Source organism: Bacillus sp. P4_D3 (genome assembly GCF_056401855.1).
The window spans coordinates 1-25836 of the sequence record NZ_JBFUIN010000030.1 but is presented as its reverse complement, the minus strand read 5'-3'; the positions used below and the strand labels follow the sequence as shown (position 1 = coordinate 25836).

Here is a 25836-nt window from a genome sequence, read left to right as displayed (position 1 = left end):
GTGGTAAAATGGATACAGTTGTAACTACAATGACAAGTACGGAAGGTCAATTGAAAGAGCTTGAACAACAGGCATTAAAATTACAACAAATCGCTGAAAAAGAAGCGCAAGAAAAAGCTGCACAAGAAGCTGCTGCTCAAAAACAAGCAGAACAAGCTGCTAAAGAAGCACAAGCTCAACAAGCTGCGCCAGCACCAGCGCAAGCGCCTGCACAGCAAGCTGCTCCGGCGAACAATGCTGGACAAGCTCAAAAAGAAGAGCCTAAAAAAGAAGMACCTAAAAAAGAAAAGCCAGCACCAGCACCAGCTTCAAATGCGGGTGGCGTAATTGGTAAAGCACAACAATATTTAGGTATGCCATATGTTTGGGGAAGTGCATCTCCATCAAACGGTGGTTTTGACTGTAGTGGATTCATTTCATACGTATTTGGTGTAGGTCGTCAAGACGTTGCAGGTTACTGGAACTCAGTTTCTAAAGTAAGTAGCCCACAACCTGGAGATTTAGTATTCTTCCAAGGTACTTATAAAGCAGGTCCATCTCACATCGGTATTTACGTTGGTAACGACCAAATGATTCATGCTGGTGATAAAGGGATTGCTTACTCTAGCTTAAGCAGTAGCTACAACCAAAAACATTTCTTAGGTTACGGTCGATTATAGGATTTATAATTGAATAAAAAACGTGTATAAAGTCGATAGCTTACTATTTTATAAGTAGGTTATCGGCTTTTTTGAGTTTTTACGAGATAAAGAGAAGGATTTATAGTAGTGCTGGAGGTGGCTATTGATGATGTTAGCTGGTAGACAGTTATTGCTAGAAGAACTTTCTTCAGAGTTACAGGATAAATTGGATCATTTGAAAGAGAATCGAGACGTCGTTTGTGTACAAGGGGTAATTAAGAAATCTTCAAAATATATGTGCCAGCGCTGCGGAAATATAGAGCAGGGACTATTTGCATCGTTTCTATGCAAAAGGTGCAGTAAAGTATGCACGTATTGCCGGAAGTGCATAACGATGGGCAGGGTAAGTGAATGTGCTGTACTTGTTCGCGGGATTGCTGAAATAAGCGGAGAAAATTATTTGAATCCGTTACAGTGGGAAGGCGTTTTGTCTGCTGGTCAGGAGTTAGCTGCGCAAAGTGTCGTTGACGCTGTTAAGCAGAAAGAATCATTTTTTATTTGGGCGGTGTGCGGGGCTGGAAAAACAGAAATGTTGTTTCGCGGAATTGCAGAGGCACTACAAAAGGGAGAGAGAGTTTGTATTGCAACGCCGAGAACGGACGTTGTACTTGAATTAGCACCAAGATTACAAGAAGTGTTTCCAAATATAAATGTAGCTGCTTTATACGGAGGGAGTTTAGACCGAGAAAAAGATACGGCGTTAATCGTTGCAACTACACATCAATTGTTACGTTATTATAGGGCGTTCCATGTCATGATTGTAGATGAGATAGATGCTTTTCCGTATCATGCGGATAAGATGTTGCATTATGCAGTAAACGAAGCGATGAAAGAGGAGGCAGCACGTATTTATTTAACTGCAACTCCAGATGAAAAGTGGAAGCGTAAATTGCGGAATGGTAAGCAAAAAGGGGTTATTATTTCAGGACGTTATCATCGTCATCCATTGCCAGTCCCGATATTTCGGTGGTGCGGAAATTGGAAAAAGGGTCTTATGCGTAAAAAAATCCCTCGTGCTTTATTACAATGGTTAAATATGTACTTATCTAAACGATACCCCATTTTTCTATTTGTTCCTCATGTGCGATATGTAGAAGAAATTAGTCAGTTATTAAAATCATTAAACAATCAAATTGACGGTGTGCATGCAGAAGATCCGGCGAGAAAAGAGAAGGTAGCAGCTTTCAGAAAGGGAGAAATCCCTTTATTAGTTACAACGACAATTTTGGAACGAGGAGTAACTGTGAAAAATTTACAAGTGGCAGTTTTAGGAGCTGAGGAAGAAATATTTTCAGAAAGTGCTCTCGTTCAAATTGCAGGGCGTGCTGGCAGAAGCTCTGATGAACCGCATGGAGATGTCATCTATTTTCATTATGGAAAGACAGAGGCGATGGTGCGTGCGAAAAAACATATTCAAAGTATGAATAAGAATGCTAAAGAACAAGGATTGATAGATTGATGCATTGTCTACTTTGTGATGAGTATATTTCGTATGCGATTAGTTGGTACACTTTCTTTGTTAAGCTTCATAAAAAGTATATATGTGATAGATGTGAACAAAAACTTTCCTATATTATAGGGGATATTTGCAAGGAGTGTGGTCGGCCTTTAGAACTTGTACCAGCTGAATATAAAAACGGGGATATTTGTATGGACTGCATAAGGTGGACGAACGAGCAGAGGTTTCCGCCGCTCATAAATCGTTCGTTGTATGTGTATGATGAAGGGATGAAAGAAATATTAGCACAGTTTAAATTTCGAGGAGATGCTGAATTAGTGCATATTTTTCATCAGCCTTTTCGAAGTCTTTTTCAAAAAAATTTTGCGAATGTTTCAGTTGCCATTCCGGTCCCTCTTAGTGAAGAGCGGGAATACGAGCGTGGTTTTAATCAAGCGGAGTTACTAGCTTCTTGTTTGCCTATCAAAATGTTTTGTACATCATTAAGAAGAATAGAAACAGAAAAACAAAGTAAGAAGAAACGTAAAGAAAGGATATCGGGGGTTAATCCTTTTTATTTTCAGGGAGAAGAGATGTTTCATGAGCAACATGTTTTAATCGTGGATGATGTGTATACGACAGGAATTACTGTTAGGCAAATTGGAAGCCTTTTGTATGATCGAGGAGCGAGAGAAGTTTCTTGTTTGACGCTTTGTAGAGGTTAATATGTGAATGTCGAAAGGAATAATAAAAAGACGACAGATCTTCTTTGACTTACAGTCTTGTCATTCGTTATAGTCAAAATATGGGGCGGATGCCCTGATTTTAAGAGTGAAGGGAATGGAATGAACATGCAAGGACGAGTAAAGTGGTTCAATGCAGAAAAGGGATTTGGGTTTATTGAGCGTGAAGATGGTGATGATGTGTTTGTTCATTTTTCTGCTATTCAACAAGAGGGGTATAAGTCGTTAGAAGAAGGTCAACAAGTGGAGTTTGATATTGTTGATGGAGCACGTGGACCACAAGCGGCTAATGTTGTGAAACTGTAAAAATTAAGTTTTTGGAAAAGATAGAGCTGTATTTTTAGCAGCATTATATAGATGGTGAAAGCTCTTGCTCGTACCAAGGGCTTTTTTGTTGTGAAGAAGTTGTCAAAAAGTTGTTTCTTTTCTGTAACCAATTGTCCACAGTTACATTCGTTATTCACGATGTTAATAGGATAAAATAAAGATAGAAACGATGCATCTTTTCATTTCAACAAAAAACGATAAAAAAATCGCAATTCCACTAATTTTTTTAAAAAAGTTAGAAGGAGTTTTTAAGCCAATGTCGAAATTATAGTACATAGGCTTGAAAGGAGGAATTCATCTATGAAATTCAACATTCGTGGTGAAAATATTGAAGTAACTCCAGCATTAGGGGAATATGTAGAAAAAAAACTAAGTAAATTAGAGCGTTATTTTGATACATTCCCAGAGATTAAAGTTAATTTAAAGGTATACTCTGACAAGCAACGTATCGAGGTGACAATTCCATTTACAGATTTATTACTTCGTGCAGAAGAAACAAATAGCGATATGTACGCTGCGATTGATTTAGTAGTTGATAAAATTGAGCGACAAATTCGTAAACATAAAACAAAAGTAAACCGTAAATTACGTGAAAAGGGTTCTGTGAAAACTAACTTTATCCTTCCAGAAGCAGTAGCTGTTCTGGATGCGGTAGAAGAGGATGAATTAGAACTTGTACGTACAAAACGATTCGATTTAAAACCGATGGACGTTGAAGAAGCGATCTTACAAATGGATATGCTAGGACATAGTTTCTTCGTCTTCACAAATGCTGATACAAATGAAACTAATGTTGTATATGGCCGTAAAGACGGGAAATATGGTTTAATCGAAACTAAATAATAATTCGAAAGCGCAGCCAGAAGAGGCTGCGCTTTTATATATATATTTTTTTTATATATTTTTATTTTTGTATTTCGTAATGGGATTTAGAAGTCATGTCTTGTAACGGTCAATTGTATTACTATTCCAAAAGGATCTCGCACAATGGCATAACCAGGGCTGAAGGAGTTTTTTTCAAAAGGTGTTAAAATATAAACCTCATCATGTTGAATTAGATTATGATAGAGTGCTTCAATGGCCTGGAAATCTTTAGATTGAATACATAAAGATGAGCTATTACTTAATTGCCAAGGGCGTGTGGAATCCACTGCCTGTTCTGCAATCATAATTTTATTAGTGCCAATTTGTAAAACAGAATGGGTAATATAATGTTCTTGGCTTTCTTTATACGTGAAATTCGGATCTATTTCTTTCATTTCTTTATAATTCTTTTTAAATAAAACTTTTGCGTCTAAATACTGTTCGTAAAATGCAATTGCTTTAGCACCTTGCCCATTTAATGATAAAAAAGGGATTACTTCAAAGTTCATTGTATTGCCTCCTTCATATATGTTTACACTTATTACTATACAAATATAAGGTGCCAACATACGACACCTATAGGGAGAATTTATGAAAAAAGTTGAACGTTTAAATCAGATGCTACGTTTTATTAATCAAAAACAAATATTCACATTGAAAGATTTAATGGATGAATTTCAAATTTCAAAAAGGACAGCTTTACGTGATATTGCATCATTAGAGGAAATGGGTGTACCTCTTTTTGCAGAGTATGGTCGGTATGGAGGGTATCGTTTAATAAAAACGATGACATTACCACCGATTTCATTTACAAATCATGAAGTTTTTGCACTTTATTTTGCAATGCAAGCACTAAGTAGTTTTGTAAGTATTCCCTTTCAAATCTCGTTTCGTTCCATCAATAAGAAATTTTTAGATAGTGTTTCGTCAAAACAGCGTGAGCAAATTGAAAACTTGCAAAAAAGAGTGTCCTTTTTTCATTTGGAACAAGCACATGAATGTGGTTATCTAGAAGAGATTTTGTTAGCTGCTGTTCAAAATAGGGCTTTAACTATAAACTATGTAACGCCGAAACAAACGACAATGCGCCGTATTCAGCCGATTTCGATTTATGCAATGAAAGGTTATTGGTATTGCCAGGCTTACGATTTAGATAAATCGGCTTATCGAGTGTTTCGCTGTGATCGTATTAGGTCATTAGAAATGGTAGGTGCTCAGGATAGTCTGGATTTGGAAAACATAAATATACATAACGCACATAGTCTTTGGAAGGCAACTGAACAAGCTATTCAATTTAAATGCTCAATTACTGCGAGGGGGATAGAGATATTCAAGCAACAACAATATCCTTCGATGAAATTATGGGAAGAACACGAAGATACATACTTAATAGGAACTTATGAGCCTGCTGAAATCAACTTTATCATCTCGTATCTATCTAGTTTTGGTAAAACTATAAAAATAATTGAGCCATCTTCTTTAAAAGAGAACTTGAAAGAATACTACTTAGATTTAATACAAAATTTGTAATATGAATTTGAAATATTAGTTTGTTGGAACAAATTAAATGAAAAATTTTTCTGAATCTAAGGCTCGACACTTGGACGATTGTTGTCATAGTTACAAGACAAGTGTTACAATTATCATTAGGTTTATACATTTTAGGTTTTTTAATTAGGAGAAAAATTGGCATAACATAAATTTGATTTTTATAACGACTGATTGTAAAGAGAAAAAGAAAGCAATCGGAAGTTTTATTTTAATAAAAGAGGAGCGTATTTCCTATGATCGGTATTTTAAAAAAGGTATTTGATGTCAACCAACGCCAAATTAAACGTATGCAGAAGACAGTGGAGCAAATTGATGCATTAGAATCATCTATTAAGCCGCTAACTGATGAACAATTAAAAGGAAAGACGATTGAATTTAAAGAACGTCTAACAAAAGGTGAGACAGTAGATGATCTACTTCCTGAAGCTTTTGCGGTTGTTCGTGAAGCAGCAAATCGTGTTCTTGGAATGCGTCCATATGGCGTACAGCTAATGGGTGGTATCGCCTTACATGAAGGAAATATCTCTGAGATGAAAACAGGTGAAGGTAAAACGTTAACATCTACTTTACCGGTATATTTAAACGCATTAACAGGAAAAGGTGTTCATGTTGTTACAGTCAATGAATACTTAGCACAACGTGATGCAAGTGAAATGGGACAACTTCATGAGTTCCTTGGTCTAACTGTAGGGATTAACTTAAATAGTATGTCACGTGAAGAGAAAAAAGCTGCTTATGCTGCTGATATTACGTATAGCACAAATAACGAGCTTGGATTCGATTACTTACGTGACAACATGGTGTTATATAGAGAGCAGTGCGTTCAGCGTCCACTTAATTTTGCTATCATCGATGAAGTCGATTCCATTTTAGTCGATGAAGCACGTACGCCGCTTATTATTTCTGGGCAAGCTCAAAAATCAACAGAGCTATACATGTTTGCAAATGCATTCGTTCGTACATTAGAAAATGAAAAAGAATATTCATTTGATGTGAAAACGAAAAATGTAATGTTAACTGAAGATGGTATTACGAAAGCAGAGAAAGCTTTCCATATTGAAAACTTATTTGATTTAAAACATGTAGCACTTCTTCACCATATTAATCAGGGGCTTCGTGCACATGTTGTTATGCACCTTGATACAGATTATGTTGTACAAGAAGGCGAAATCGTAATCGTAGACCAATTCACTGGTCGTCTTATGAAAGGTCGTCGTTATAGCGAAGGTTTACACCAAGCTATTGAAGCAAAAGAAGGCGTAGAAATTCAAAATGAAAGTATGACGCTTGCAACAATTACGTTCCAGAACTACTTCCGTATGTACGAAAAATTATCGGGTATGACTGGTACAGCGAAAACGGAAGAAGAAGAATTCCGTAGTATTTACAATATGAATGTTATCGTAATTCCAACGAATAAAGATATTATTCGTGATGACCGTGCTGATTTAATCTTCAAATCAATGGAAGGTAAATTCAATGCAGTTGTTGAGGATATTGTAAATCGTCATAAGCAAGGGCAACCTATTCTTGTTGGTACAGTTGCAATTGAAACATCAGAGCTTATTTCAAAAATGTTAACACGTAAAGGTGTACGTCATAATATCTTAAACGCAAAAAACCATGCGCGTGAAGCAGATATCATTGCAGAAGCTGGTATGAAAGGCGCTGTAACAATTGCGACGAATATGGCTGGTCGTGGTACGGATATTAAGTTAGGCGACGATATTAGAAATGTTGGCCTAGCAGTTATCGGTACAGAGCGTCACGAAAGTCGTCGTATTGATAATCAGTTACGTGGTCGTTCTGGTCGTCAAGGAGACCCTGGTGTAACACAGTTCTACTTATCAATGGAAGATGAACTGATGCGCCGCTTCGGTTCTGACAATATGAAAGCGATGATGGATCGCCTTGGTATGGATGATTCACAGCCAATCGAAAGTAAAATGGTTTCTCGTGCGGTAGAATCTGCACAAAAACGTGTAGAAGGAAATAACTATGATGCACGTAAACAGCTATTGCAATACGACGATGTACTCCGTCAACAACGTGAAGTAATTTATAAACAGCGTCAAGAAGTAATGGATTCAGAGAACTTACGCAGCATTATTGAAGGTATGATGAAATCTACGATAGAACGTGCTGTTGCACTTCATACGCAAGAAGAAATCGAAGAAGATTGGAGCATTAAAGGTCTTGTCGATTACTTAAATACAAACCTTCTTGAAGAAGGAGATGTAAAAGAAGAAGAGTTACGTCGCCTTGCTCCAGAAGAAATGAGCGAATCAATTATCGCGAAATTGTTAGAGCGTTATAATGAAAGAGAGAAGCTTCTACCTGAAGAGCAGACGCGTGAATTCGAAAAGGTTGTTGTATTCCGTGTTGTAGATACGAAATGGACAGATCATATCGATGCAATGGATCACCTTCGTGAAGGTATTCATTTACGTGCTTACGGACAAATTGATCCACTTCGTGAATACCAAATGGAAGGATTCGCAATGTTCGAGTCGATGATCGCTTCTATTGAAGAGGAAATCTCTCGTTACATTATGAAAGCTGAAATTGAGCAAAACTTAGAGCGTCAAGAAGTTGTTCAAGGTGAAGCTGTTCATCCATCAAGCGATGGTGAAGACGCGAAGAAAAAACCGGTTGTAAAAGGTGACCAAATGGGACGCAACGATTTATGTAAATGCGGTAGTGGCAAGAAATATAAAAACTGTTGTGGCATTGGGCAGTAATAGGGAACTGTAGTTCAGTCTGCTTTGCAAACTTTTACATCAAAAATGTATAATGAAAAGGTTTAAACTCTCTCCGTAATAAGCGGAGAGAGTTTCCCTTGTTTTCATATGAAAGTAACAGCAATTACATAGAGGTGAAGGAAATGGAATTAGTAGAAATTAGGCAAGAATTAGAGAAAATGGCTAAGAGATTAGCGGCTTTTAGGGGGTCTCTTTGACCTCCCTACTAAGGAAAAACAAATTGCAGAATTAGAAGAAACGATGATGGGCGCTGGATTTTGGGATGACCAACAAGGCGCACAAGCTGTAATTAATGAAGCGAATGCGCTGAAAGATATGGTTGGAAGGTTCCGTCAGTTAGATGAGACGTTCGAAAACTTAGAAATGACGCATGACCTACTTAAAGAAGAGTATGATGAAGATTTACATGAGGAATTAGAATCCGAAGTGAAAACTTTAATTCAAGAAATGAATGAGTACGAGCTTCAGTTACTATTAAGCGATCCTTATGATAAAAATAACGCTATTTTAGAATTACACCCAGGTGCAGGTGGAACAGAGTCACAAGACTGGGGTTCTATGTTATTACGTATGTACACACGCTGGGCTGAGAAACGTGGGTTTAAAGTAGAAACGGTTGACTACTTACCGGGCGATGAAGCTGGTATTAAGAGTGTTACATTATTAATTAAAGGTCATAACGCTTACGGTTACTTGAAAGCGGAGAAAGGTGTACATCGTCTTGTACGTATTTCACCGTTCGATTCTTCAGGTCGTCGTCATACATCGTTCGTATCTTGTGAAGTTGTACCTGAATTCAATGATGAAGTTGAAATTGAAGTGCGTACAGAAGATTTGAAAATAGATACGTATCGTGCAAGTGGGGCAGGCGGACAGCATGTTAATACGACAGATTCAGCAGTTCGTATAACGCATCTACCAACAAATACGGTTGTGACATGTCAGTCAGAGCGTTCTCAAATTAAAAACCGTGAACATGCGATGAAAATGCTGAAAGCGAAATTATATCAAAAGAAATTAGAAGAACAACAAGCACAATTAGATGAGATTCGCGGAGAGCAAAAAGAAATTGGATGGGGCAGCCAAATCCGTTCTTACGTATTCCATCCGTATTCTCTTGTGAAAGACCATCGTACAAATACAGAAGTTGGTAACGTACAAGCAGTTATGGATGGGGAAATTAATCCGTTTATTGATGCGTATTTACGTTCTCGTATTTAATAAGAGAAAAAGCCAACAGAATTGTTGGCACATGTTGAGGTCCAAGAGGATATAAAGAGGCTTATCTTATTTATATTGATGAAATAAAGAGGAAGAGAAGTTGGAGGCGACAACTTCTCTTTTTGATGAGATTACATGTAGAATACAATGCCGTATATTGTTTTGTAAAAAGTAGAGAATAGTAAAACAGAGCGATAATAGGGTAGGGCTTTATATAGGGATTCTCATTTTTGGTTTGGAGAAAAAGGCTCTTTATAGAACTTTTTAAGGTGTTCACAGAATTGAAACAATTTATGAAAGCTTATTTTATTAGGCTTCTCACTATATTTGTGAAAAATATGAAATATACCTTAGTTTTTCTATATAAAGATAATGCTTATAATGAATATTGAATGTGTTATGAAAACTATTGCCTAGTTATGAATGAAAAGAATATCAACAATGGGGAGCGATGGAAGTGAAAAAGAAATTGTTGGCTATTGCGTTAGGGACATCAGTCGTTTTTGCTTTAGGAGCATGTGGAAATAAAGAAGAGAGTAAGTCTTCGAATCAGTCTGCAAGTACAGATAGTGCAGAACAAATTTTCCAAAGAAGTTGTGCTGGTTGTCACGCGAAAGATTTAGCAGGAGCAACTGGACCTGATTTAAGAAAAGTAGGCAGTAAGTATGACGCTGCAGATATCGAAGAAATTATTAAAAAAGGTCGCGGCTCAATGTCACCTGGACTTATTCAAGGTGAAGACGCAAAAAAAGTAGCTGAATGGTTAGCGGAGCATAAATAAGAAACGTAACTAATAAACGAGCTGATTGTATAACTTGACCGAAAAGTGCTTCGAGTTAAGTAATTACATGAGCTCGTTTACCTTTTGTTGGGATGTAACATAACTGTAACAAAATTGTATCCGAACTGGAAACCGATTGATGTTACAATGGGGTTTGTAGAATTTTGATGAAATATATTACATAGAGTAGCATTGCTAATAAAAAGCATGTATGGAAGCTACCTTCAACAAGAATGGTCGAGCGAAAATAAAGGTTTTTCTTTTATTTTCAAATGTACAGAAAAGTATTTCGAAAAAAATCATTAAGTATTGGGTGATAAATAATGATAAAAATGACGAATGTTTATAAGGAGTACCCAAATGGTATGAAAGCCATTGCTGGTCTCACAGTTAACATTAAACAAGGTGAATTTGTATACGTAGTTGGACCGAGTGGAGCCGGAAAATCTACATTTATTAAAATGATGTATCGTGAAGAGAAGCCATCTACAGGATCAATTAATGTAAATGGACTTGTAATTGAAACATTAGCAGAAAGAGATGTTCCATATTTCCGTCGTCAATTAGGCGTAATTTTCCAAGATTTTAAATTGCTACCTAAATTAACGGTATATGAGAATGTTGCGTTTGCTTTAGAAGTAATTGAAGAAGAACGAGATGCGATTCGTGAACGTGTTACAGAAGTGTTAGGTCTTGTAGGTCTAGATGATCGTGCAGATGCACTTCCAGGCGAACTTTCAGGCGGAGAGCAACAACGTGTGGCGATTGCAAGAGCGATTGTAAATAGACCAAAGGTTGTAATTGCTGATGAGCCAACAGGTAACTTAGATATTGAAACAGCGCTTGATATTATGAGTATTTTTAAACGTATTAATGAGCGTGGTACAACGATTGTTATGGCGACACATAACGCAGATATCGTAAATACAATTCGTCATCGTGTAATTGCAATTGAAGGCGGAAAAATTGTTCGAGACGAGATTGAGGGAGGATACGGATATGAAGGCTAAAACCCTTAGTCGACATTTGCGAGAAGGTGTGAAAAATCTATCCCGTAACGGATGGATGACATTTGCTTCTGTAAGTGCAGTAACAGTTACGTTATTACTTGTAGGTGTCTTTTTGGCAGCTATTATGAATATGAACCATTTTGCGACGAAAGTAGAGCAAGATGTAGAAATTCGTGTGCATATTGATCCAGCAGCAAAAGAAGCTGATCAAAAGAAATTAGAAGAAGATATGAGTAAAATTGCGAAAGTAGATTCTATTAAATATTCTTCTAAAGAAGAAGAGTTGAAACGTTTAATTAAAAGCTTAGGCGATAGCGGGAAAACGTTCGAGTTATTTGAGCAAGATAACCCACTGAAAGATGTATTTGTTATAAAGGCGAAAGAACCAACAGATACAGCGGCGATTGCAAAAAAGATTGAGAAAATGCAGTTTGTAAGTAATGTTCAATACGGTAAAGGTCAAGTTGAAAAATTATTTGATACTGTAAAAACTGGTCGTAACATCGGGATTGCGTTAATTGCTGGTCTTCTATTCACAGCGATGTTCTTAATCTCTAACACAATTAAAATTACAATTTATGCTCGTAGTACTGAGATTGAAATTATGAAACTTGTTGGTGCAACAAACTGGTTTATTCGTTGGCCGTTCTTGTTAGAGGGATTATTCCTAGGAGTATTAGGATCAATTATTCCAATTGGCCTAATTTTAGTTATATATAATTCATTGCAAGGTGTGTTTAATGAAAAACTTGGCGGAACAATTTTCGAGCTTCTACCATACAACCCATTCGTATTCCAATTAGCTGGTTTATTAGTGTTAATCGGTGCATTAATCGGTATGTGGGGAAGTGTAATGTCAATTCGTCGCTTCTTAAAAGTATAAAAAGTTGCAAACATAATTCGTACAAGCTTATCATATAGTAGAAATAGGTAAAGGCATCACACATCGTGTGATGCCTTTTGCTACACCACCTGTGTGTTCTGGAAAGGGGAATTCCGCATTGAAACGTAGAGTTGCAATTATTGGAATGGTTGTTGCATTTTTAATTGGTGCTGGCGGGATGTTTGGTGGTATGTACTGGCTTGGGATAAACCCAGCATATGTAACGCAAACAGTATCGAATGGTAATGCTGGCACAGCGCAAGGGAATTTGGCAAAGATTAATGAGGCGTATGCACTAATTGATTCACGTTATGTGGAAGACGTGAAAGACGACAAATTAGTCGAAGGTGCGATACAGGGAATGTTGTCTACGCTGAAGGACCCTTATTCCACGTATATGGATAAAGAAACGGCAAAACAGTTTAGTCAGTCACTAGATCCTGAACTTGAAGGGATTGGAGCTGAAGTAAACAAGACGGACGGTAAGCTTATTATCGTATCGCCAATTAAAGGTTCACCAGCAGAAAAGATAGGAATTAAACCGAATGACCAAATTTTATCTGTAGATGGAAATAGTGTGAAAGATTTATCACGTGAAGAAGCAGTATTAAAAATTCGTGGTAAAAAAGGAACGACTGTTGCAATTGAAATTAAGCGCGCAGGAGTGGCTGATCCGATAGAATTTAAAATTAAGCGAGAAAAGATTCCGATTTTCACTGTATTTAGTTCCGTAAAGCAAGAGAGCGGAAAAGACATCGGTTATATGCAAATTACTTCTTTTGCTGAAAATACTGCGAAAGAATTTAAGGATCAGTTAAAAGAGTTAGAGAAGAAACATATAACAGGCTTAGTTATTGACGTACGTGGCAATCCTGGTGGCTATTTAAATAGTGTAGAAGACATACTAGGAGACATCATGACAGATAAAAAGCCAATGCTACAAGTAGAACAGCGAAATGGTGAGAAGAAGAAATTCTCTACGGAACTGAAAGAAAGAAAGCCATATCCAATTTCAGTATTAATTGATAATGGAAGTGCTTCTGCTTCAGAGATTTTAGCGGGTGCGCTGAAAGAGGGAGAAGGATACGATTTAATTGGTGAAAAAACGTTTGGTAAAGGTACTGTCCAACAAGCTGTTCCATTTAAAGATGGTAGCAATATTAAATTAACAATGTTTAAATGGTTAACACCAGATGGCAATTGGATTCATAAAAAAGGAATCGCGCCAACTGTAGAAGTGAAGCAACCTGATTATTATCATGCGACACCAATTCAAATTGAAAAGACACTTTCATACAATTCAAATGATGTACAAGTAAAACATGCGCAAGAAATGCTTAAGAGCTTAGGCTATGTACCAGGACGTGAAGATGGGTACTTTAGCAAAGAGACAGAATCAGCACTAAAAGCATTCCAAAATGCGAATGAGATGGAAGCAACAGGACAACTCGATAAAAAGACAGCTGAAGCGCTTCAAACTAAAATTATTGAAAAAATCCGTTCTGGAGAAAATGATTTACAATTACAGACAGCATTGAAATTAATAGCGAAATAAGAAAGAATACAGGCACTTTGATGCCTGTATTTTTTATGTGTTAAACAAACATTTCTTTAGTTATGATAAGATAAAAAGAAAAAATGATATAAATGGTGGTGAATGAATTCGTGGAGGCATGGCTTTTTGAAATACTACGAGCAGTTGGACGTTTTTTCTTACACCCTGCTGTCTATGTATTTTTAATTAGTAGTATCTTCGTTGGATACTTACGTATATTACGAGAACGAAAAGATTTTTCTTTTAAAGTATATGATATTTGGTTTGAACTACGAACAACTCTATTTGCAGGTATTGGATACGGATTAATCGTATCTATTATTACGATTGGACTCGGGCTAGTTGTTTCAAAAGCGAGTTTATGGGCAATTTTACTTTGGACGTTATTATTTGGATTAACTGCTATGTATCGATATTTATCTGTAGCTTATACTTTCGGAATCGCTATTGCACTCGTGTTGTTATCGTCTAAGATGCCAGTTTCCTTCTTACAGCTTGGAGAAGGTGAAGAGGGTACGATTGTATCCCTTGCTATTTTACTAGGCGTTATGCTCGTTGTAGAGGGGTTATTAATCTCTAAAAATGCGGTTCGCTATTCTACGCCAAAAATTAACAAAGGTAAGCGTGGGCTACGAATTGGACTACATGAATCAAATCGTCTATGGCTTGTACCAGTATTTATTCTTATACCAGGAGATGCGGTGACAGGATTTATTTCTTGGTGGCCTGTCGTTTCAATAGGTTCGACTACATACTCTTTATTCCTCGTACCATTTCTAATTGGATTTATGAGAAAAGTTAGAAGTTATGAGCCGACGGAAGCTTTATTATTTACAGGAAGACGTGTCTATGGATTAGCGGGGCTCGTACTCGTTTTGGGTATCGCAAGTTACTGGTGGCACGTACTCGCAATTATCGCGATGGGAGTCGCAATGCTTGGACGCTTTACAATCTCGATGCAAGAGAAAATTGCAGACGAGAAAAGACCAGCATACTTTGCCGCACGTAATGATGGACTTGTTGTGTTAGATACAATTCCTAATACAATTGGGGCAGAGATGAATTTAAAGCCTGGAGAAGTTATTACGAAAGTAAATGGAGTCATTCCAAGAAGTACCGAAGAGTTTTATGACGCGCTTCAAACGAAGACGACAGGGGCGTTTTGTAAATTAGAAGTAGTAGATACAAATGGTGAGCTTCGTCTTGCTCAAACGGCGTTATATGCTGGGGGACATCATGAATTAGGTGTTGTGTTTGTCCAGCAAGAGCATGAGTGGGATTCGGAAGCGATGTAATCATTAAAATGAAACGAAAGAAGAGGCTGTATAACATTGTAGTTATACAGCCTCTTCTTTTTTGTTACAATTTACGGTTTTACTTGAGCATAATGTTGTGCAACAAACTCGCGAAACGTTTGTGCAGCAAGTGATAAGTAGTGTTTTTCATTCCACACTAAATGAGGCGTCCATTGGCAAACGGGCTCTTCAATATGGAGAAGCGTCAGTGGGGGTAATTCCTTTTTTGCTGCAATTGGTAAAAAGGCAATACCAAGACCGGTGCGTACTAAGCCGCTGATGGCTGCAGGTTCATCCCCTTCACATACGACATTGGGCGTAAACCCAGCCCGCCTGCAGAACTTGTCTGTAATTTCACGGAAGCTGTATCCTGGTTTTAGGGAGATGAACGGATCATCTGCTACTTCACTTAGCTTGATACGGTGGCGATTTTTGAGACGATGTGTACTCGGCACAGCTAGTACAATCTCTTCGGTCATTAATGGAAGACTATAGATTCCTAGTCGATCAATAGGTGAAGGAGTAAGACAAAAGTCGATTTCGCCTTTTTCAAGAAGTTGAACTTTCAATTCTTCTGTGGATGCTTGCGTTATGCGGAAGTTAATGTGTGGATATAAGTCTAGAAAAGGTGCTAGTAATTCAGATACTCGATTTAAGGTCGTAGTAGCTATTAAAACACTTCCACGTTCTAATCCAGCCATGTCTGTAACTTGTCGTTTGCCTACTTCTAGTGCCTCAAGGGCTGTATCTACTTGCTTGAGAAAAGCTTTTCCGAAAGTGTTTAGGCGAATTTGCCTTCCGATTCGATCGAATAAGGGAATTCCTAACTCTTCTTCTAATCGAGCGATAGTAACACTTAAAGCTGGTTGGGAGATATGAAGTTCCTGTGCCGCTTTTGTTATATGTTCCGTACGAGCGACTGTCTTAAAATACTTGAGCTGCAGTAATTCCATAAAATGTGTCCACCTTCTCTTATATACTCAAAGTTATTAATATGATAGTTATTTTATATTTTTGTTTATCAACAATCAATTTTATAATATGAGTGTGAAAAGAAACATTATAAAAAGTTAAATGAGGTGGATGATTTTTGGATATTCAAAAATATTTAGAACATATTCAATCTGAAAAAAGAGAGGTAAGTTTCTCTTACTTATCTCATCTTCAAAAACAACATGTACTCAACGTTCATTTTGAGAATCTTGATATTCTGGCAAGAAAACCGCTATCTTTGCGTGAAGAAGATTTGTATCAAAAAATTGTTCATGCGAAACAGGGTGGCGTGTGCTACGAGTTAAACGGAATATTTTATTTTCTGCTAAAAGAATTAGGTTTTGACCCGTATCTTATGGCAGGAACTGTATATGTAAGAGAAGGAATTTGGGCTCTTGAAAATGCTCACTTATTCATAATCGTACCAATTGATAATAAAGAATACTTGGTGGATGTAGGTATGGGCGGTAATTCGCCACGAATTCCTGTTCCGCTGAATGGAGAGGAAGTTGTAGATAGTGATGGCCTTTACCGAGTAAATAAAGATGAAACAACATCGTTTTATTATTTGCAAAAAAAGACTGATGATGAATGGGAGATTCTATATCGATTTGAGCAGCCTTCCCATAAATGGAACTTGGAGAACATTCATCCAATCTGTGTCTTAACTGAAACAGCTCCAGAATCAATGTTCAACAAGATGTATTTCCTTTCAAGAGTGACAGAAAATGGGCGTATCACTTTGTTAGGAGACACGCTAATTATGGTTGATGGAAAAGAAAAAACAAAAGAAAAACTAGAAAAACATGAGATTGAAGAAACTGTTCGTCGCTATTTTCAAATCCAAATGTAGTGGGGAAACTTTAGGGAGGGTTAATATATAACTTTAGATCTACAAGTTAAACTGTTTATTGCACAGTGGGAAATAAACGGATAAGAACTTAGAAAAGCAAAGGGTGTATCGAAGGTATTACAAGTTTCGAATTGTTTAAAAGATGTATTTGTGAAAAAATAGAAGGACCGCACGTTATAAGTGGGCACATTTATTTGAATACGATAAGTAATATATATAAATGAAGCCTAATTTCTCATTGATATAAATGAGGGATTAGGCTTTTTTAGATTTGCTCACTTTTTTAGTTTCATAGACGGATAACTTGAATAATTATTTGATAATGGTTATCATTTAGAGAGTCTTTTAATTTGGAAAAGGGAGGAAAGATATGTTACGTAAATTTTTTTCTTACTATAAACCGTATAAAGGTTTATTCATACTTGATTTTTCCTGTGCAGTTATCGCAGGCTTACTCGAACTTGGTTTCCCGCTTATCGTAAATCAATTTATTGATAAGTTATTACCAGGACAAAACTGGACGCTTATTTTATGGGCTTGTTTCGGTTTATTCGCAGTTTATGTGTTAAATGCAGGTTTGCAATATGTCGTTACATATTGGGGGCATATGCTTGGTATTAACATTGAAACAGATATGAGACAGAAATTATTTGATCACATTCAAAAGCTATCATTCAGATTTTTTGATAATAATAAAACAGGTCATTTAATTTCACGTCTTACAAACGATTTAATGGAAATTGGGGAAATTGCTCACCACGGACCAGAAGATTTATTCATTGCCATTATGACTTTAGTCGGAGCATTTTCATTTATGATGATGATTAACTGGAAGTTAGCACTTCTAACATTCTTCGTAATCCCGTTCTTATTATGGTTGGCACTTTACTTCAACAAAAAAATGACAGGTACGTTTAGACGTTTATTCTCAGACGTTGCTGATTTCAATGCATGTATTGAGAACAATGTTGGTGGTATCCGCGTTGTACAAGCATTCGGAAATGAAAAGTTTGAGAAAGAGCAATTTGCTGTAAATAATGCTCGTTTCCGTACAACAAAATTAATGGCGTATAAAATTATGGCGTTAAATTCATCTATTAGTTATATGCTGATGCGTCTTGTAACACTCTTTGTATTAATATGTGGTACATGGTTCGTACTGCAAGGTGAATTAACGTACGGTGGATTTATTGGATTCGTTTTGTTAACGAACATTTTCTTCCGCCCAATTGAAAAAATTAATGCGGTTATTGAAAGTTATCCGAAAGGAATCGCTGGTTTTAAAAGATATGTAGAACTTCTGGAAACAGAGCCAGATATTGTAGATTCTAAAGATGCAATAGAAGTTAAACATGTACACGGCGATATTCAATACAGTAACATCACGTTCGGATATGAAAATAAAGAGCCGATTTTAAACGATATTAGTTTGAAAATACATGCAGGTGAAACAGTTGCTTTCGTTGGACCATCAGGGGCAGGGAAAACAACACTATGTAGTTTATTACCGCGTTTTTATGAACACTCATCTGGATCGATTCAAATTGATGGCATTGACACGAAAGAGATGACGTTATCGTCACTTCGTAAGCAAATCGGAATTGTGCAACAAGATGTTTTCTTATTCTCAGGAACAATTCGTGAAAATATCGCTTACGGAAACTTAAAAGCTTCAGAATCTGAAATTTGGCAGGCGGTAAAACGTGCCCAGTTGGAGGACTTAATTTACTCGCAACCAGACGGTTTAGATACAGTTATTGGTGAGCGTGGTGTGAAACTTTCAGGAGGACAAAAGCAGCGCTTAGCAATTGCCCGTATGTTCTTGAAAAACCCACCAATTTTAATTTTAGATGAAGCAACTTCTGCGCTAGACACAGAGACGGAACTTGCTATCCAAAAATCACTTGCTGAACTATCTGTCGGTCGTACAACGTTAGTTATCGCTCACAGGCTAGCAACTATTAAAAATGCGGATCGCATCGTCGTTGTAAATAAAGATGGTATTGCAGAACAAGGTTCACATGCTGAATTAATTGAGCGTGGCGGAGGGTATAGTAGGTTATACGAAGCACAGTTTAGTTCGTAAATATAATTTCTGCTGAATTAGTGCACCATAAGTAAGTGGAAATCTTATATGGGAGGCTATAAAGCATGATTGTAACAACAACTTCTACAATTCAAGGAAAAGAGATTACTGACTATATTGATATCGTCAATGGCGAAGCAATTATGGGGGCGAATATCGTGCGTGACCTTTTCGCTTCTGTCCGCGACGTGGTCGGTGGCCGTGCAGGCGCTTACGAAAGTAAATTGAAAGAAGCACGCGACATTGCAATGGAAGAGATGAAAACTCTCGCAAGACAAAAAAATGCGAATGCCATTGTCGGTATCGATGTGGACTACGAAGTAGTTCGCGAAGGGATGCTAATGGTTGCGGTAAGTGGGACTGCTGTCCGTATATAAAGTGAAACTTTAATTAGTGGGGGTTTTGTTCATCCCTCACTGATTATTAGCCTTCACCAATCGGGCGTTTACTGCCCACAAATAGCGGGATAAAGGGAAAATCCGTGCTGATGCACGGCTTTTTTGTTGTTATTGATGCTGTTATCGTGTTTAAGTTGATATTCTATGTCGAAGCCTCGATATTTCTTGGGAAATGCGGAAGATCCCGTCGATATATAGGGAAGACATTAGAGCGCTTCTTTACATTTTTGAATTTGAACTAATAATTTTTCGTATTCTTGTTCGAGAAATGTGATGTCATCTTGAGGATTTGGTATAGAAATCCGGCTGATGATTTCTGTTAATTTTGTTTGTAACCGTAATAATTCTTGTTCAGTAATATTTACAGAAGCTTGAGTTGTTCTTTTTGTGTATTGCTCGTAATTGTCGTGGAATATTCTAGGCTCTCTCTCATCTACTTTTAGAATATGGTCTGCAACAGAACGAATAAAGGCGCGGTCATGGCTAATGAAAAGTATGGTGCCAGGATACTCTTGTAACATGCTTTCTAATTCTTCTTGCGTTGCTAAGTCTAAATAGTTTGTCGGTTCATCGAGCAGAAGCATATTATAGTTTCCTAAAAATACTTTTGCAAGTGCAACCTTCATTCGTTCACCGCCACTTAAGACGTGCACAGGTTTATGAACATCTTCACGGCGGAATAGGAGCCTTGCAAGTATTGTTCGTACGAACGACTCCGTATAGTTTGTTTCTTCTAGAACATTTTCTAAAATGGTTTTATCTGTTTTTAAAATTGATAGTGTTTGTTCAAAGTATCCAATTTTACAGCTTTTCGAAAGCTGAATGCCGCGCTCGTTTGTGAGAAGCATATTGAACAAAGTTGTTTTTCCACTTCCGTTTGCGCCTAAAATAGCAAGCTTTGCACCAGGGGCAATAGTTCCATTCATATTTTTAAATAGTGTGCGGTCACCTATTTTCTTTGTTGCTTTATTAAGCTGTACCACCACTTTACTATGAATGGGTGTATGGTATTGCACGTCAAAATGAGCTTGAGAAAGATCCTTTGGCTTTTCTTTCTTTTCTAATTTTTCGAGACGTGTCTCTAATACTTTCGCTGCTTTGCTAACATTTTCTTGGCCATGTGCCCCACTTAACTTATAAAGTTTAGATTCAGATGAACTGAACCGCGTTGGGACTTTTGTCATGCTAGAAGCACGTTGCTTTCTTTGTAAAATTGATTGCTCTAAACGATTTTTTTCTTGTACATATTGCTCATATTCCGCTTGCTTTTGTATTCGCTCACGTTCTTTTTGTTTTCGATAGTTTGAATAATTCCCTTTATATTCTTGAATAGTACCGTCTTCAATTTCGATGATTTTGGTACATATGGTATCTAGAAAATCACGATCATGCGATATTAAAACAAGTGCACCGTTATAAGATAAAAGTGCCTTTTCTAATTGCTCTGTACCGAACATATCTAAGTGACTTGTTGGCTCATCAGCAAATAGAATGCCTGCATCTTGTTCGAGAGCATGAGCAATCTTTAGGCGCATTCGTTCGCCGCCGCTCATTGAATCTGCAACGTTTGAAATATTCCATTTTCCTTTTGTAAGAGAAGAAGCGGTTTCCGGCAGTTCCTCGCTAAGCTGAGGAATGATAGCGATAGAACTATGGTGAGTTACTATACCTTGGTCAGCCTCTATTTCTTTACTTAATATTTGTAATAACGTAGATTTTCCAGCTCCGTTGACTCCAACAATTCCTATGCGATCGTTTGTTTGAATTTCCAGTGATGGTAACGTAAATAGGGTGCGATCACCAAAGCTCTTTTCAATATTACGCGCGAATAAAATAGTCATAAAAAAACCTCCCTAGTTTCACTAGAGAGGATAAACGTCGCCCTTGAATGTAAAAATCGTACATAAATAAACGATTTTTTACATAACCGTCTCGAAAGAAAGTATCGACAAATGGACAGACTAATCCTCTGCTAGTTTTCATCATTTTTGTTCACTATTTGTGATGGATGAAATAAATAAGAGAATTAGAACTTCATTGGTCAAAGTACCTTCCTTTCATAATATTATTTTTATTGTATGCGCATACAAAAGAGTTTGTCAAACTTATTTCTGTTTGTGATTTTTGAATTCGCTATTATACAGTTGTGCCTTTGCGAGTGCTTCAGCATCATTTTTGATTTCATCTAATCCATTCGCATCCCCAATAACATACCCTTCAAATGATGAACCAACAAAATCAAAGATATATTGGAACTGAGCAATAAGCGGCAATGCTTTCAGTTTCGGATTATCCCCACCAACGATGACAACGTACATCTTTTTCCCTTTCATTTTCTCTTTAAAATGAAGAGATGTATCGCGTAAACTTTGTGACCAGCGATCGACGAAGTTTTTCATATGACCACTCATACCGTACCAATAGAGGGGTGTCGCAAAAATGATTGTATCGTGTTCTAGCATTTGCTCTATTAAAGTTTGGTAATCGTCATTTACAGGTTGAAATCCTTCCGTATCATGGCGCTGGTCTGTAATGGGGTGGACTGTATAATCACGCAAGTAAATTTGTTCTGTTTTAATTCTATCAATCATCATATGTGTTAGAGTTTCAGTGTTCCCGTTTTGTCTTGAACTGCCGTGTATGACGAACATGTAATCATCCCTTTTCTTTTGCTTGTTTTAGGAGTGAAACGTGTTTTTGCAAGTTGGCTTGAATACTAGAGAGCAATTCGATTTGTTTCGTAACTTCACATAGTTTATCTTCGTAAAGTGTAAGAATACTACTGCATGGGTTTTCGTATAAATGTGGCTCGATTTCAAGGCAGCGCAGCATCCTCGCCGTCTCTTCTAAGTTTAAACCAAGCTGTAAGTACATTTGAATAAGTTCTACTTTTTTGATAGCACTTTCATCAAATTTGCGATAGCCATTTTCAAGGCGTTTCGAAGGGAGTATTCCCTTTTCTTCATAATGTCTCAGTGAGCGCTCGCTGACCCCTGTTTTTTTAGATAACTCCCCAATTCGCAATGTGTTTCACTCCTTTTAAAGATATTGTAAACCTTCACACTAATGTAAAGGTCAACTCTGTTTTTTCGCAAAAGAATCTACATGATTTAAAAAGACCTGAATAGCCTTAGAAGGGATAAAATATTTGCCGCGCACGATGGAGAATGGACGGATTAGCTTTTCATTTGGAACTTCGACGTGGAATATTTCTTTTGCCAACAGTTCCTTTCGAACAGTCCAGTCTGAAAGGATAGCGATGCCAAGCCCGGCAGCGACGGCTTCCTTTACACTTTGAATGCTACTAAATGTAAAGAATCGTTTCATTTTTAAATGATGTTGATGAATAAAACGATCGCTATAGGCACGTGTCCCAGAGCCACTTTCTCTTAATACCCATACTTGGTCTTGGAGAGTAGCTTCGTTTATATCCTTGATGTGAAGCAATGGATGATTTGGAGGGACGACGAGCTTCATTTCATCTTGCATAAACGTTTCAACATCTACGTCAGCGTATACGACTTGGCCTTCCACTAAGCCGATATCAATTTGATTAGAGCGGAGGCTTTGCAAAACTTCTTCTGTATTTGATATAAATGTATGAACTTCGACGTGTGGATTTTCATTCGCATAGTTAGCGAGTATTTTTGGAAGTAAGTATTCACCAATTGTAAAACTAGCACCGATGCGAAGTGTTCCTGTTACAACGTTATGTAGTTCGTTAATTTCCTGCTTAGCATCTTCATAAAGAGAGAGCATTTGCTTTGCATGTATGTATAATATGTTTCCTGCTTCTGTAACTTGGACGTGCTTTGGGGAGCGCTGAATGAGTGTAGTTCCAAATTCATTTTCCAGGTTGCGAATGTGCATGCTTACACCGGGTTGTGAAAGGTTTAAAAGTTCTGCTGCACGAGAGAAATGTTTTTGTTCAACGACAGTCACAAAGATTTTTAAAATGTCGACGTTCATTTGTTAGGCCCCTTTATTTTTGCTTTTATTTTATCATAAGTATTTCTGATGATAGAGATTGAATATTGATATTAAACTTATTATAAAAACTCTCTTATAATGTAACTAGAAAGAACATGCATGTTCCAATACGATTATTGGGGTGGTACAAAGTGGAACAAACACTTGTTATACAAAAGAAGAAGGGCTTTGGATTTTCGCAAGGTATTGGGATTACGTTATTAATCGCAATCGCCGCGAAATATTTAGCAGAGCTTCCATTTTTAAATATTATGGGACAATTAGTAATCGCTATTCTAATCGGGATGGTTTGGCGTGCGGCAATCGGGATTCCTCAAGAAGCGATAGCGGGAACGAACTTTGCGAGTAAGAAGTTGCTACGCTTTGGGATCATTTTACTTGGAATGCGGTTAAATCTTGTAGATATTGCGAAGGCGGGTCCGAAAGTATTGGTCATCGCAGCGGTTGTTATTACATTTACAATTTTCGTTGTATATGGACTAACGAAAGTATTTAAAGTAGAAAAGAAACTTGGAATTTTAACGGCGTGCGGAACGGCGATTTGTGGTGCAGCAGCGGTCGTCGCGATTGCACCGCAAGTGAAAGCGAAAGATGAAGAAACAGCGGTTGGGGCAGCGATTATTGCAATTTTAGGTACAATATTTACACTTATTTATACGCTATTATACCCAGTGCTTGGCTTCTCACCCTATGGTTACGGCGTGTTCGCAGGTGCGACATTGCACGAAATCGCTCATGTTATCGCTGCTGCGGCGCCAGGAGGTAGCACGGCTGTAGACATCGCGGTTATTGTGAAATTAACGCGCGTAGCGATGCTTGTGCCAGTAGCGATTTTAATTGGATTATGGTTTGGCAAGAGCGAGGGAAGCGAAGAAAAAAGATCGTGGCGCGACCTTCCGATTCCTTGGTTCATCTTCGGATTTTTAGCAATGAGTGCGGTGCATTCGCTTGGGATTATCCCAGAAGTTGTTGCCGGATATATTGTAGTAATTGCGTACATGCTTATTGCAATGGCGATGGCAGGGCTAGGTTTAAATGTAGAGTTTAAAACGTTCCGCAAATTAGGAAGTAGGGCATTTGTGGCAGGGCTAATTGGCTCGGTTTGCCTTTCGGTACTTGGGTACGTTCTTGTATATGCGTTAGGATTTATGTAGTAAGACGAAGAAGCTGTCCCAAAAGATATTTTGGGACAGCTTCTTTCTTATGCCTATAGTGCTACGGGTGTCGATATTTGTCGGTAAGTCAATATATTTAAAAAATCGCCGATATAAATGGAGTTGCGCTGATATATTTGGAAAATCGCCGATATAATTTAAGTTGCGCTGATATATTTAAAAAATCGCTGATATAAATTTAATTCCTGTCTTACTGTGTTAGAGAAGGTGTTCAGTGAAATGTTTTTCTAAAATTTGTAAAGATATCTTTACTTTCGAAGGTGGAGCCTATGGGTGTGAAAAATAAAATTAAAGAATTACGAAAGCAAAATCACATAACGCAAATTGAAATGGCAAAGGCGGTGCAAGTGACGCGGCAGACAATCGTGGCGATTGAGAACTACCACTATAACCCGAGTCTAGAGTTATCCCTAAAAATCGCCAAATATTTTGGAATGAAGGTAGAGGAAATATTTACGCTGGAGTAAGGGGAGAGAAAATGAACGATACTAAAAAGTTGTATATCGCTACTGTCTTAGGATTATGTGGAGGGGACGTTTTAGTTCGTATTATGGATCCATCCATACCGATGTTATCGCTAATAGTTAGTAACATTTTAGCAATTCTATTTTTAACAGTGTATACGTATTATAAAAAACGTAAGTACAAAAAAGAGGGATTTCCAGATATAGATGAGCGAGTAAATGAAAATATAAAAAGGCATGTAAATGTCTCGCTTATATTCGCATTTGTCCTTCTCATTGTTTACATTGGCGCTARCAAAATCATAGGCAGAGATGCTATACCTACGCCAGAAATATTCATTGTATGTAGTTTCTTATTTGCTGGTAGTCTCATCGTAGGAGTTATGGCGGGAAAACGAGCATAGCGATAGGAGGAATGAAAATGCAAGATGAGTTTGAGAGATTTCAATCGGATAAAGCGTTTAAATATTTAGGGTTATTTTTCGTGATAAGTTTAGCAATATGGAGTTTGTACAATTTAATTGTTTATGGAAATGCTGGTATGCCATTCGTTTTATTTGTACTAGGGCAGTTTGTTTATTTCGTTGTGAATTATTGGCCGAAGTGGAAGTTTAGAAATAAGAAAGAGGCTGATAATACATGAATAAGCAAGAAGTTATGAGGTTTATAGGAAGCTTATCTTTAGCGGGGCTTATTTTAAATACAAGTTTAGTCATTTTAAATATTTCATGGGGGGCGATATTGATTTCAAATGTAGCCCTTATTAG

26 protein-coding genes and 1 pseudogene are annotated in these 25836 nt (G+C 37.3%); 21 read left to right on the top strand and 6 right to left on the bottom strand.

The window, feature by feature from the left end:
* The 5 genes from AC1DTM_RS07370 to hpf all read left to right on the top strand — a co-directional run.
* Positions 1-659: C40 family peptidase (locus AC1DTM_RS07370; RefSeq protein WP_477000129.1), on the top strand; the 659-nt coding region annotated here is incomplete at its 5' end.
* 130 nt (positions 660-789) lie between these two features.
* Positions 790-2139: an ATP-dependent helicase ComFA gene (comFA, locus tag AC1DTM_RS07365; protein WP_477000128.1), complete on the top strand. Its 1350-nt coding sequence runs from the start codon at positions 790-792 to the stop codon at positions 2137-2139.
* On the top strand, positions 2139-2843 hold the full coding sequence (locus AC1DTM_RS07360) for a phosphoribosyltransferase family protein (RefSeq protein WP_477000127.1): 705 nt from the start codon (positions 2139-2141) through the stop codon (positions 2841-2843). The genes comFA and AC1DTM_RS07360 overlap by 1 nt, the downstream gene beginning before the upstream one ends.
* Before the next feature lie 126 nt (positions 2844-2969).
* A complete protein-coding gene (gene cspC / locus AC1DTM_RS07355) occupies positions 2970-3167 on the top strand; it encodes a cold shock protein CspC (RefSeq protein ID WP_033710669.1) in 198 nt (65 codons plus the stop codon).
* A 321-nt stretch (positions 3168-3488) separates the two neighbouring features.
* Positions 3489-4031: a ribosome hibernation-promoting factor, HPF/YfiA family gene (gene hpf, locus AC1DTM_RS07350; RefSeq protein ID WP_002159874.1), complete on the top strand. Its 543-nt coding sequence runs from the start codon at positions 3489-3491 to the stop codon at positions 4029-4031.
* Between the two features lie 86 nt (positions 4032-4117).
* On the opposite strand, the gene AC1DTM_RS07345 is transcribed toward hpf, so the two are convergent.
* Positions 4118-4561: a VOC family protein gene (locus AC1DTM_RS07345; RefSeq protein ID WP_199714936.1), complete on the bottom strand. Its 444-nt coding sequence runs from the start codon at positions 4559-4561 to the stop codon at positions 4118-4120.
* An 82-nt stretch (positions 4562-4643) separates the two neighbouring features.
* Between AC1DTM_RS07345 and AC1DTM_RS07340 the strand changes: the two genes are divergently transcribed.
* From AC1DTM_RS07340 to AC1DTM_RS07305, 8 genes are all read left to right on the top strand, one after another.
* Positions 4644-5582: a helix-turn-helix transcriptional regulator gene (locus AC1DTM_RS07340; protein ID WP_016106623.1), complete on the top strand. Its 939-nt coding sequence runs from the start codon at positions 4644-4646 to the stop codon at positions 5580-5582.
* Positions 5583-5836: 254 nt separating this feature from the next.
* Positions 5837-8344, top strand: coding sequence for a preprotein translocase subunit SecA (gene secA / locus AC1DTM_RS07335; RefSeq protein ID WP_002159876.1), 2508 nt, complete (start codon positions 5837-5839; stop codon positions 8342-8344).
* A gap of 143 nt (positions 8345-8487) precedes the next feature.
* Positions 8488-9586 (top strand): peptide chain release factor 2 gene (prfB, locus tag AC1DTM_RS07330; RefSeq protein WP_098988193.1). Its coding sequence is split into 2 segments (ribosomal slippage): positions 8488-8559 and positions 8561-9586, totalling 1098 coding nucleotides; the frame shifts between segments, so codons are not numbered across the junction.
* 457 nt (positions 9587-10043) lie between these two features.
* Positions 10044-10367 carry a cytochrome c551 gene (gene cccB / locus AC1DTM_RS07325; RefSeq protein ID WP_002144867.1) on the top strand — a complete coding sequence of 108 codons (324 nt, stop codon included), beginning with the start codon at positions 10044-10046 and terminating at the stop codon, positions 10365-10367.
* Positions 10368-10690: 323 nt separating this feature from the next.
* Complete coding sequence (ftsE, locus tag AC1DTM_RS07320) at positions 10691-11377, top strand: cell division ATP-binding protein FtsE (protein WP_078173386.1); 687 nt, start codon at positions 10691-10693, stop codon at positions 11375-11377.
* Positions 11367-12260 carry a permease-like cell division protein FtsX gene (gene ftsX / locus AC1DTM_RS07315; protein WP_002159879.1) on the top strand — a complete coding sequence of 298 codons (894 nt, stop codon included), beginning with the start codon at positions 11367-11369 and terminating at the stop codon, positions 12258-12260. Before ftsE ends, ftsX begins: the two co-directional genes overlap by 11 nt.
* 118 nt (positions 12261-12378) lie before the next feature.
* Positions 12379-13815, top strand: coding sequence for a S41 family peptidase (locus tag AC1DTM_RS07310; protein ID WP_087947307.1), 1437 nt, complete (start codon positions 12379-12381; stop codon positions 13813-13815).
* Between the two features lie 110 nt (positions 13816-13925).
* On the top strand, positions 13926-15110 hold the full coding sequence (locus tag AC1DTM_RS07305; RefSeq protein WP_033714908.1) for a PDZ domain-containing protein: 1185 nt from the start codon (positions 13926-13928) through the stop codon (positions 15108-15110).
* A 71-nt stretch (positions 15111-15181) separates the two neighbouring features.
* On the opposite strand, the gene AC1DTM_RS07300 is transcribed toward AC1DTM_RS07305, so the two are convergent.
* Positions 15182-16063 carry a LysR family transcriptional regulator gene (locus AC1DTM_RS07300; protein ID WP_016106621.1) on the bottom strand — a complete coding sequence of 294 codons (882 nt, stop codon included), beginning with the start codon at positions 16061-16063 and terminating at the stop codon, positions 15182-15184.
* A 137-nt stretch (positions 16064-16200) separates the two neighbouring features.
* On the opposite strand from AC1DTM_RS07300, the gene AC1DTM_RS07295 reads away from it, so the two are divergent.
* From AC1DTM_RS07295 to AC1DTM_RS07285, 3 genes are all read left to right on the top strand, one after another.
* A complete protein-coding gene (locus AC1DTM_RS07295; RefSeq protein WP_016106620.1) occupies positions 16201-16956 on the top strand; it encodes an arylamine N-acetyltransferase family protein in 756 nt (251 codons plus the stop codon).
* Positions 16957-17326: 370 nt separating this feature from the next.
* Positions 17327-19042: an ABC transporter ATP-binding protein gene (locus AC1DTM_RS07290; RefSeq protein WP_016106619.1), complete on the top strand. Its 1716-nt coding sequence runs from the start codon at positions 17327-17329 to the stop codon at positions 19040-19042.
* Between the two features lie 65 nt (positions 19043-19107).
* Entirely contained in the window at positions 19108-19419 is a 312-nt protein-coding gene (locus AC1DTM_RS07285; RefSeq protein WP_002159883.1) for a YbjQ family protein, read from the top strand.
* 227 nt (positions 19420-19646) lie between these two features.
* Here the strand turns inward: AC1DTM_RS07285 and abc-f are convergent, their stop codons facing one another.
* The 4 genes from abc-f to AC1DTM_RS07265 all read right to left on the bottom strand — a co-directional run bounded on the left by abc-f (position 19647) and on the right by AC1DTM_RS07265 (position 23409).
* Positions 19647-21281 (bottom strand): ribosomal protection-like ABC-F family protein, encoded by a 1635-nt coding sequence (gene abc-f, locus AC1DTM_RS07280; RefSeq protein ID WP_477000126.1) that lies wholly within the window; start codon positions 21279-21281, stop codon positions 19647-19649.
* 264 nt (positions 21282-21545) lie between these two features.
* A complete protein-coding gene (locus AC1DTM_RS07275) occupies positions 21546-22091 on the bottom strand; it encodes a flavodoxin family protein (protein ID WP_199714935.1) in 546 nt (181 codons plus the stop codon).
* Between the two features lie 4 nt (positions 22092-22095).
* On the bottom strand, positions 22096-22464 hold the full coding sequence (locus AC1DTM_RS07270; RefSeq protein ID WP_256415997.1) for a MerR family transcriptional regulator: 369 nt from the start codon (positions 22462-22464) through the stop codon (positions 22096-22098).
* Between the two features lie 51 nt (positions 22465-22515).
* Entirely contained in the window at positions 22516-23409 is an 894-nt protein-coding gene (locus AC1DTM_RS07265) for a LysR family transcriptional regulator (RefSeq protein WP_477000125.1), read from the bottom strand.
* 152 nt (positions 23410-23561) lie between these two features.
* Here AC1DTM_RS07265 and AC1DTM_RS07260 point away from each other — a divergent pair, with 152 nt between their 5' ends.
* The 5 genes and pseudogenes from AC1DTM_RS07260 to AC1DTM_RS07240 all read left to right on the top strand — a co-directional run.
* A complete protein-coding gene (locus AC1DTM_RS07260; RefSeq protein ID WP_131229965.1) occupies positions 23562-24584 on the top strand; it encodes a YeiH family protein in 1023 nt (340 codons plus the stop codon).
* Positions 24585-24874: 290 nt separating this feature from the next.
* Positions 24875-25072, top strand: a complete 198-nt coding sequence (locus AC1DTM_RS07255) for a helix-turn-helix transcriptional regulator (RefSeq protein ID WP_477000124.1) — start codon at positions 24875-24877, stop codon at positions 25070-25072.
* Positions 25073-25083: 11 nt separating this feature from the next.
* Positions 25084-25473 (top strand): hypothetical protein, encoded by a 390-nt coding sequence (locus AC1DTM_RS07250; protein ID WP_477000123.1) that lies wholly within the window; start codon positions 25084-25086, stop codon positions 25471-25473.
* Positions 25474-25490: 17 nt separating this feature from the next.
* Entirely contained in the window at positions 25491-25712 is a 222-nt protein-coding gene (locus AC1DTM_RS07245; RefSeq protein ID WP_002159891.1) for a hypothetical protein, read from the top strand.
* A pseudogene (locus AC1DTM_RS07240) lies at positions 25709-25836 on the top strand (ATPase); the annotation flags it as partial. The gene AC1DTM_RS07245 and the pseudogene AC1DTM_RS07240, both read left to right, overlap by 4 nt.

What these genes read in the sequence shown, in the direction of transcription:
- comFA (WP_477000128.1), top strand. Translation starts at nt 790, where the DNA reads ATGTTAGCTGGTAGACAGTTATTGCTAGAAGAACTTTCTTCAGAGTTA.
- AC1DTM_RS07360 (WP_477000127.1), top strand. Translation starts at nt 2,139, where the DNA reads ATGCATTGTCTACTTTGTGATGAGTATATTTCGTATGCGATTAGTTGG.
- cspC (WP_033710669.1), top strand. Translation starts at nt 2,970, where the DNA reads ATGCAAGGACGAGTAAAGTGGTTCAATGCAGAAAAGGGATTTGGGTTT.
- hpf (WP_002159874.1), top strand. Translation starts at nt 3,489, where the DNA reads ATGAAATTCAACATTCGTGGTGAAAATATTGAAGTAACTCCAGCATTA.
- AC1DTM_RS07345 (WP_199714936.1), bottom strand. Translation starts at nt 4,561, where the DNA reads ATGAACTTTGAAGTAATCCCTTTTTTATCATTAAATGGGCAAGGTGCT.
- AC1DTM_RS07340 (WP_016106623.1), top strand. Translation starts at nt 4,644, where the DNA reads ATGAAAAAAGTTGAACGTTTAAATCAGATGCTACGTTTTATTAATCAA.
- secA (WP_002159876.1), top strand. Translation starts at nt 5,837, where the DNA reads ATGATCGGTATTTTAAAAAAGGTATTTGATGTCAACCAACGCCAAATT.
- ftsE (WP_078173386.1), top strand. Translation starts at nt 10,691, where the DNA reads ATGATAAAAATGACGAATGTTTATAAGGAGTACCCAAATGGTATGAAA.
- ftsX (WP_002159879.1), top strand. Translation starts at nt 11,367, where the DNA reads ATGAAGGCTAAAACCCTTAGTCGACATTTGCGAGAAGGTGTGAAAAAT.
- AC1DTM_RS07300 (WP_016106621.1), bottom strand. Translation starts at nt 16,063, where the DNA reads ATGGAATTACTGCAGCTCAAGTATTTTAAGACAGTCGCTCGTACGGAA.
- AC1DTM_RS07290 (WP_016106619.1), top strand. Translation starts at nt 17,327, where the DNA reads ATGTTACGTAAATTTTTTTCTTACTATAAACCGTATAAAGGTTTATTC.
- AC1DTM_RS07285 (WP_002159883.1), top strand. Translation starts at nt 19,108, where the DNA reads ATGATTGTAACAACAACTTCTACAATTCAAGGAAAAGAGATTACTGAC.
- abc-f (WP_477000126.1), bottom strand. Translation starts at nt 21,281, where the DNA reads ATGACTATTTTATTCGCGCGTAATATTGAAAAGAGCTTTGGTGATCGC.
- AC1DTM_RS07275 (WP_199714935.1), bottom strand. Translation starts at nt 22,091, where the DNA reads ATGTTCGTCATACACGGCAGTTCAAGACAAAACGGGAACACTGAAACT.
- AC1DTM_RS07265 (WP_477000125.1), bottom strand. Translation starts at nt 23,409, where the DNA reads ATGAACGTCGACATTTTAAAAATCTTTGTGACTGTCGTTGAACAAAAA.
- AC1DTM_RS07255 (WP_477000124.1), top strand. Translation starts at nt 24,875, where the DNA reads ATGGGTGTGAAAAATAAAATTAAAGAATTACGAAAGCAAAATCACATA.
- AC1DTM_RS07245 (WP_002159891.1), top strand. Translation starts at nt 25,491, where the DNA reads ATGCAAGATGAGTTTGAGAGATTTCAATCGGATAAAGCGTTTAAATAT.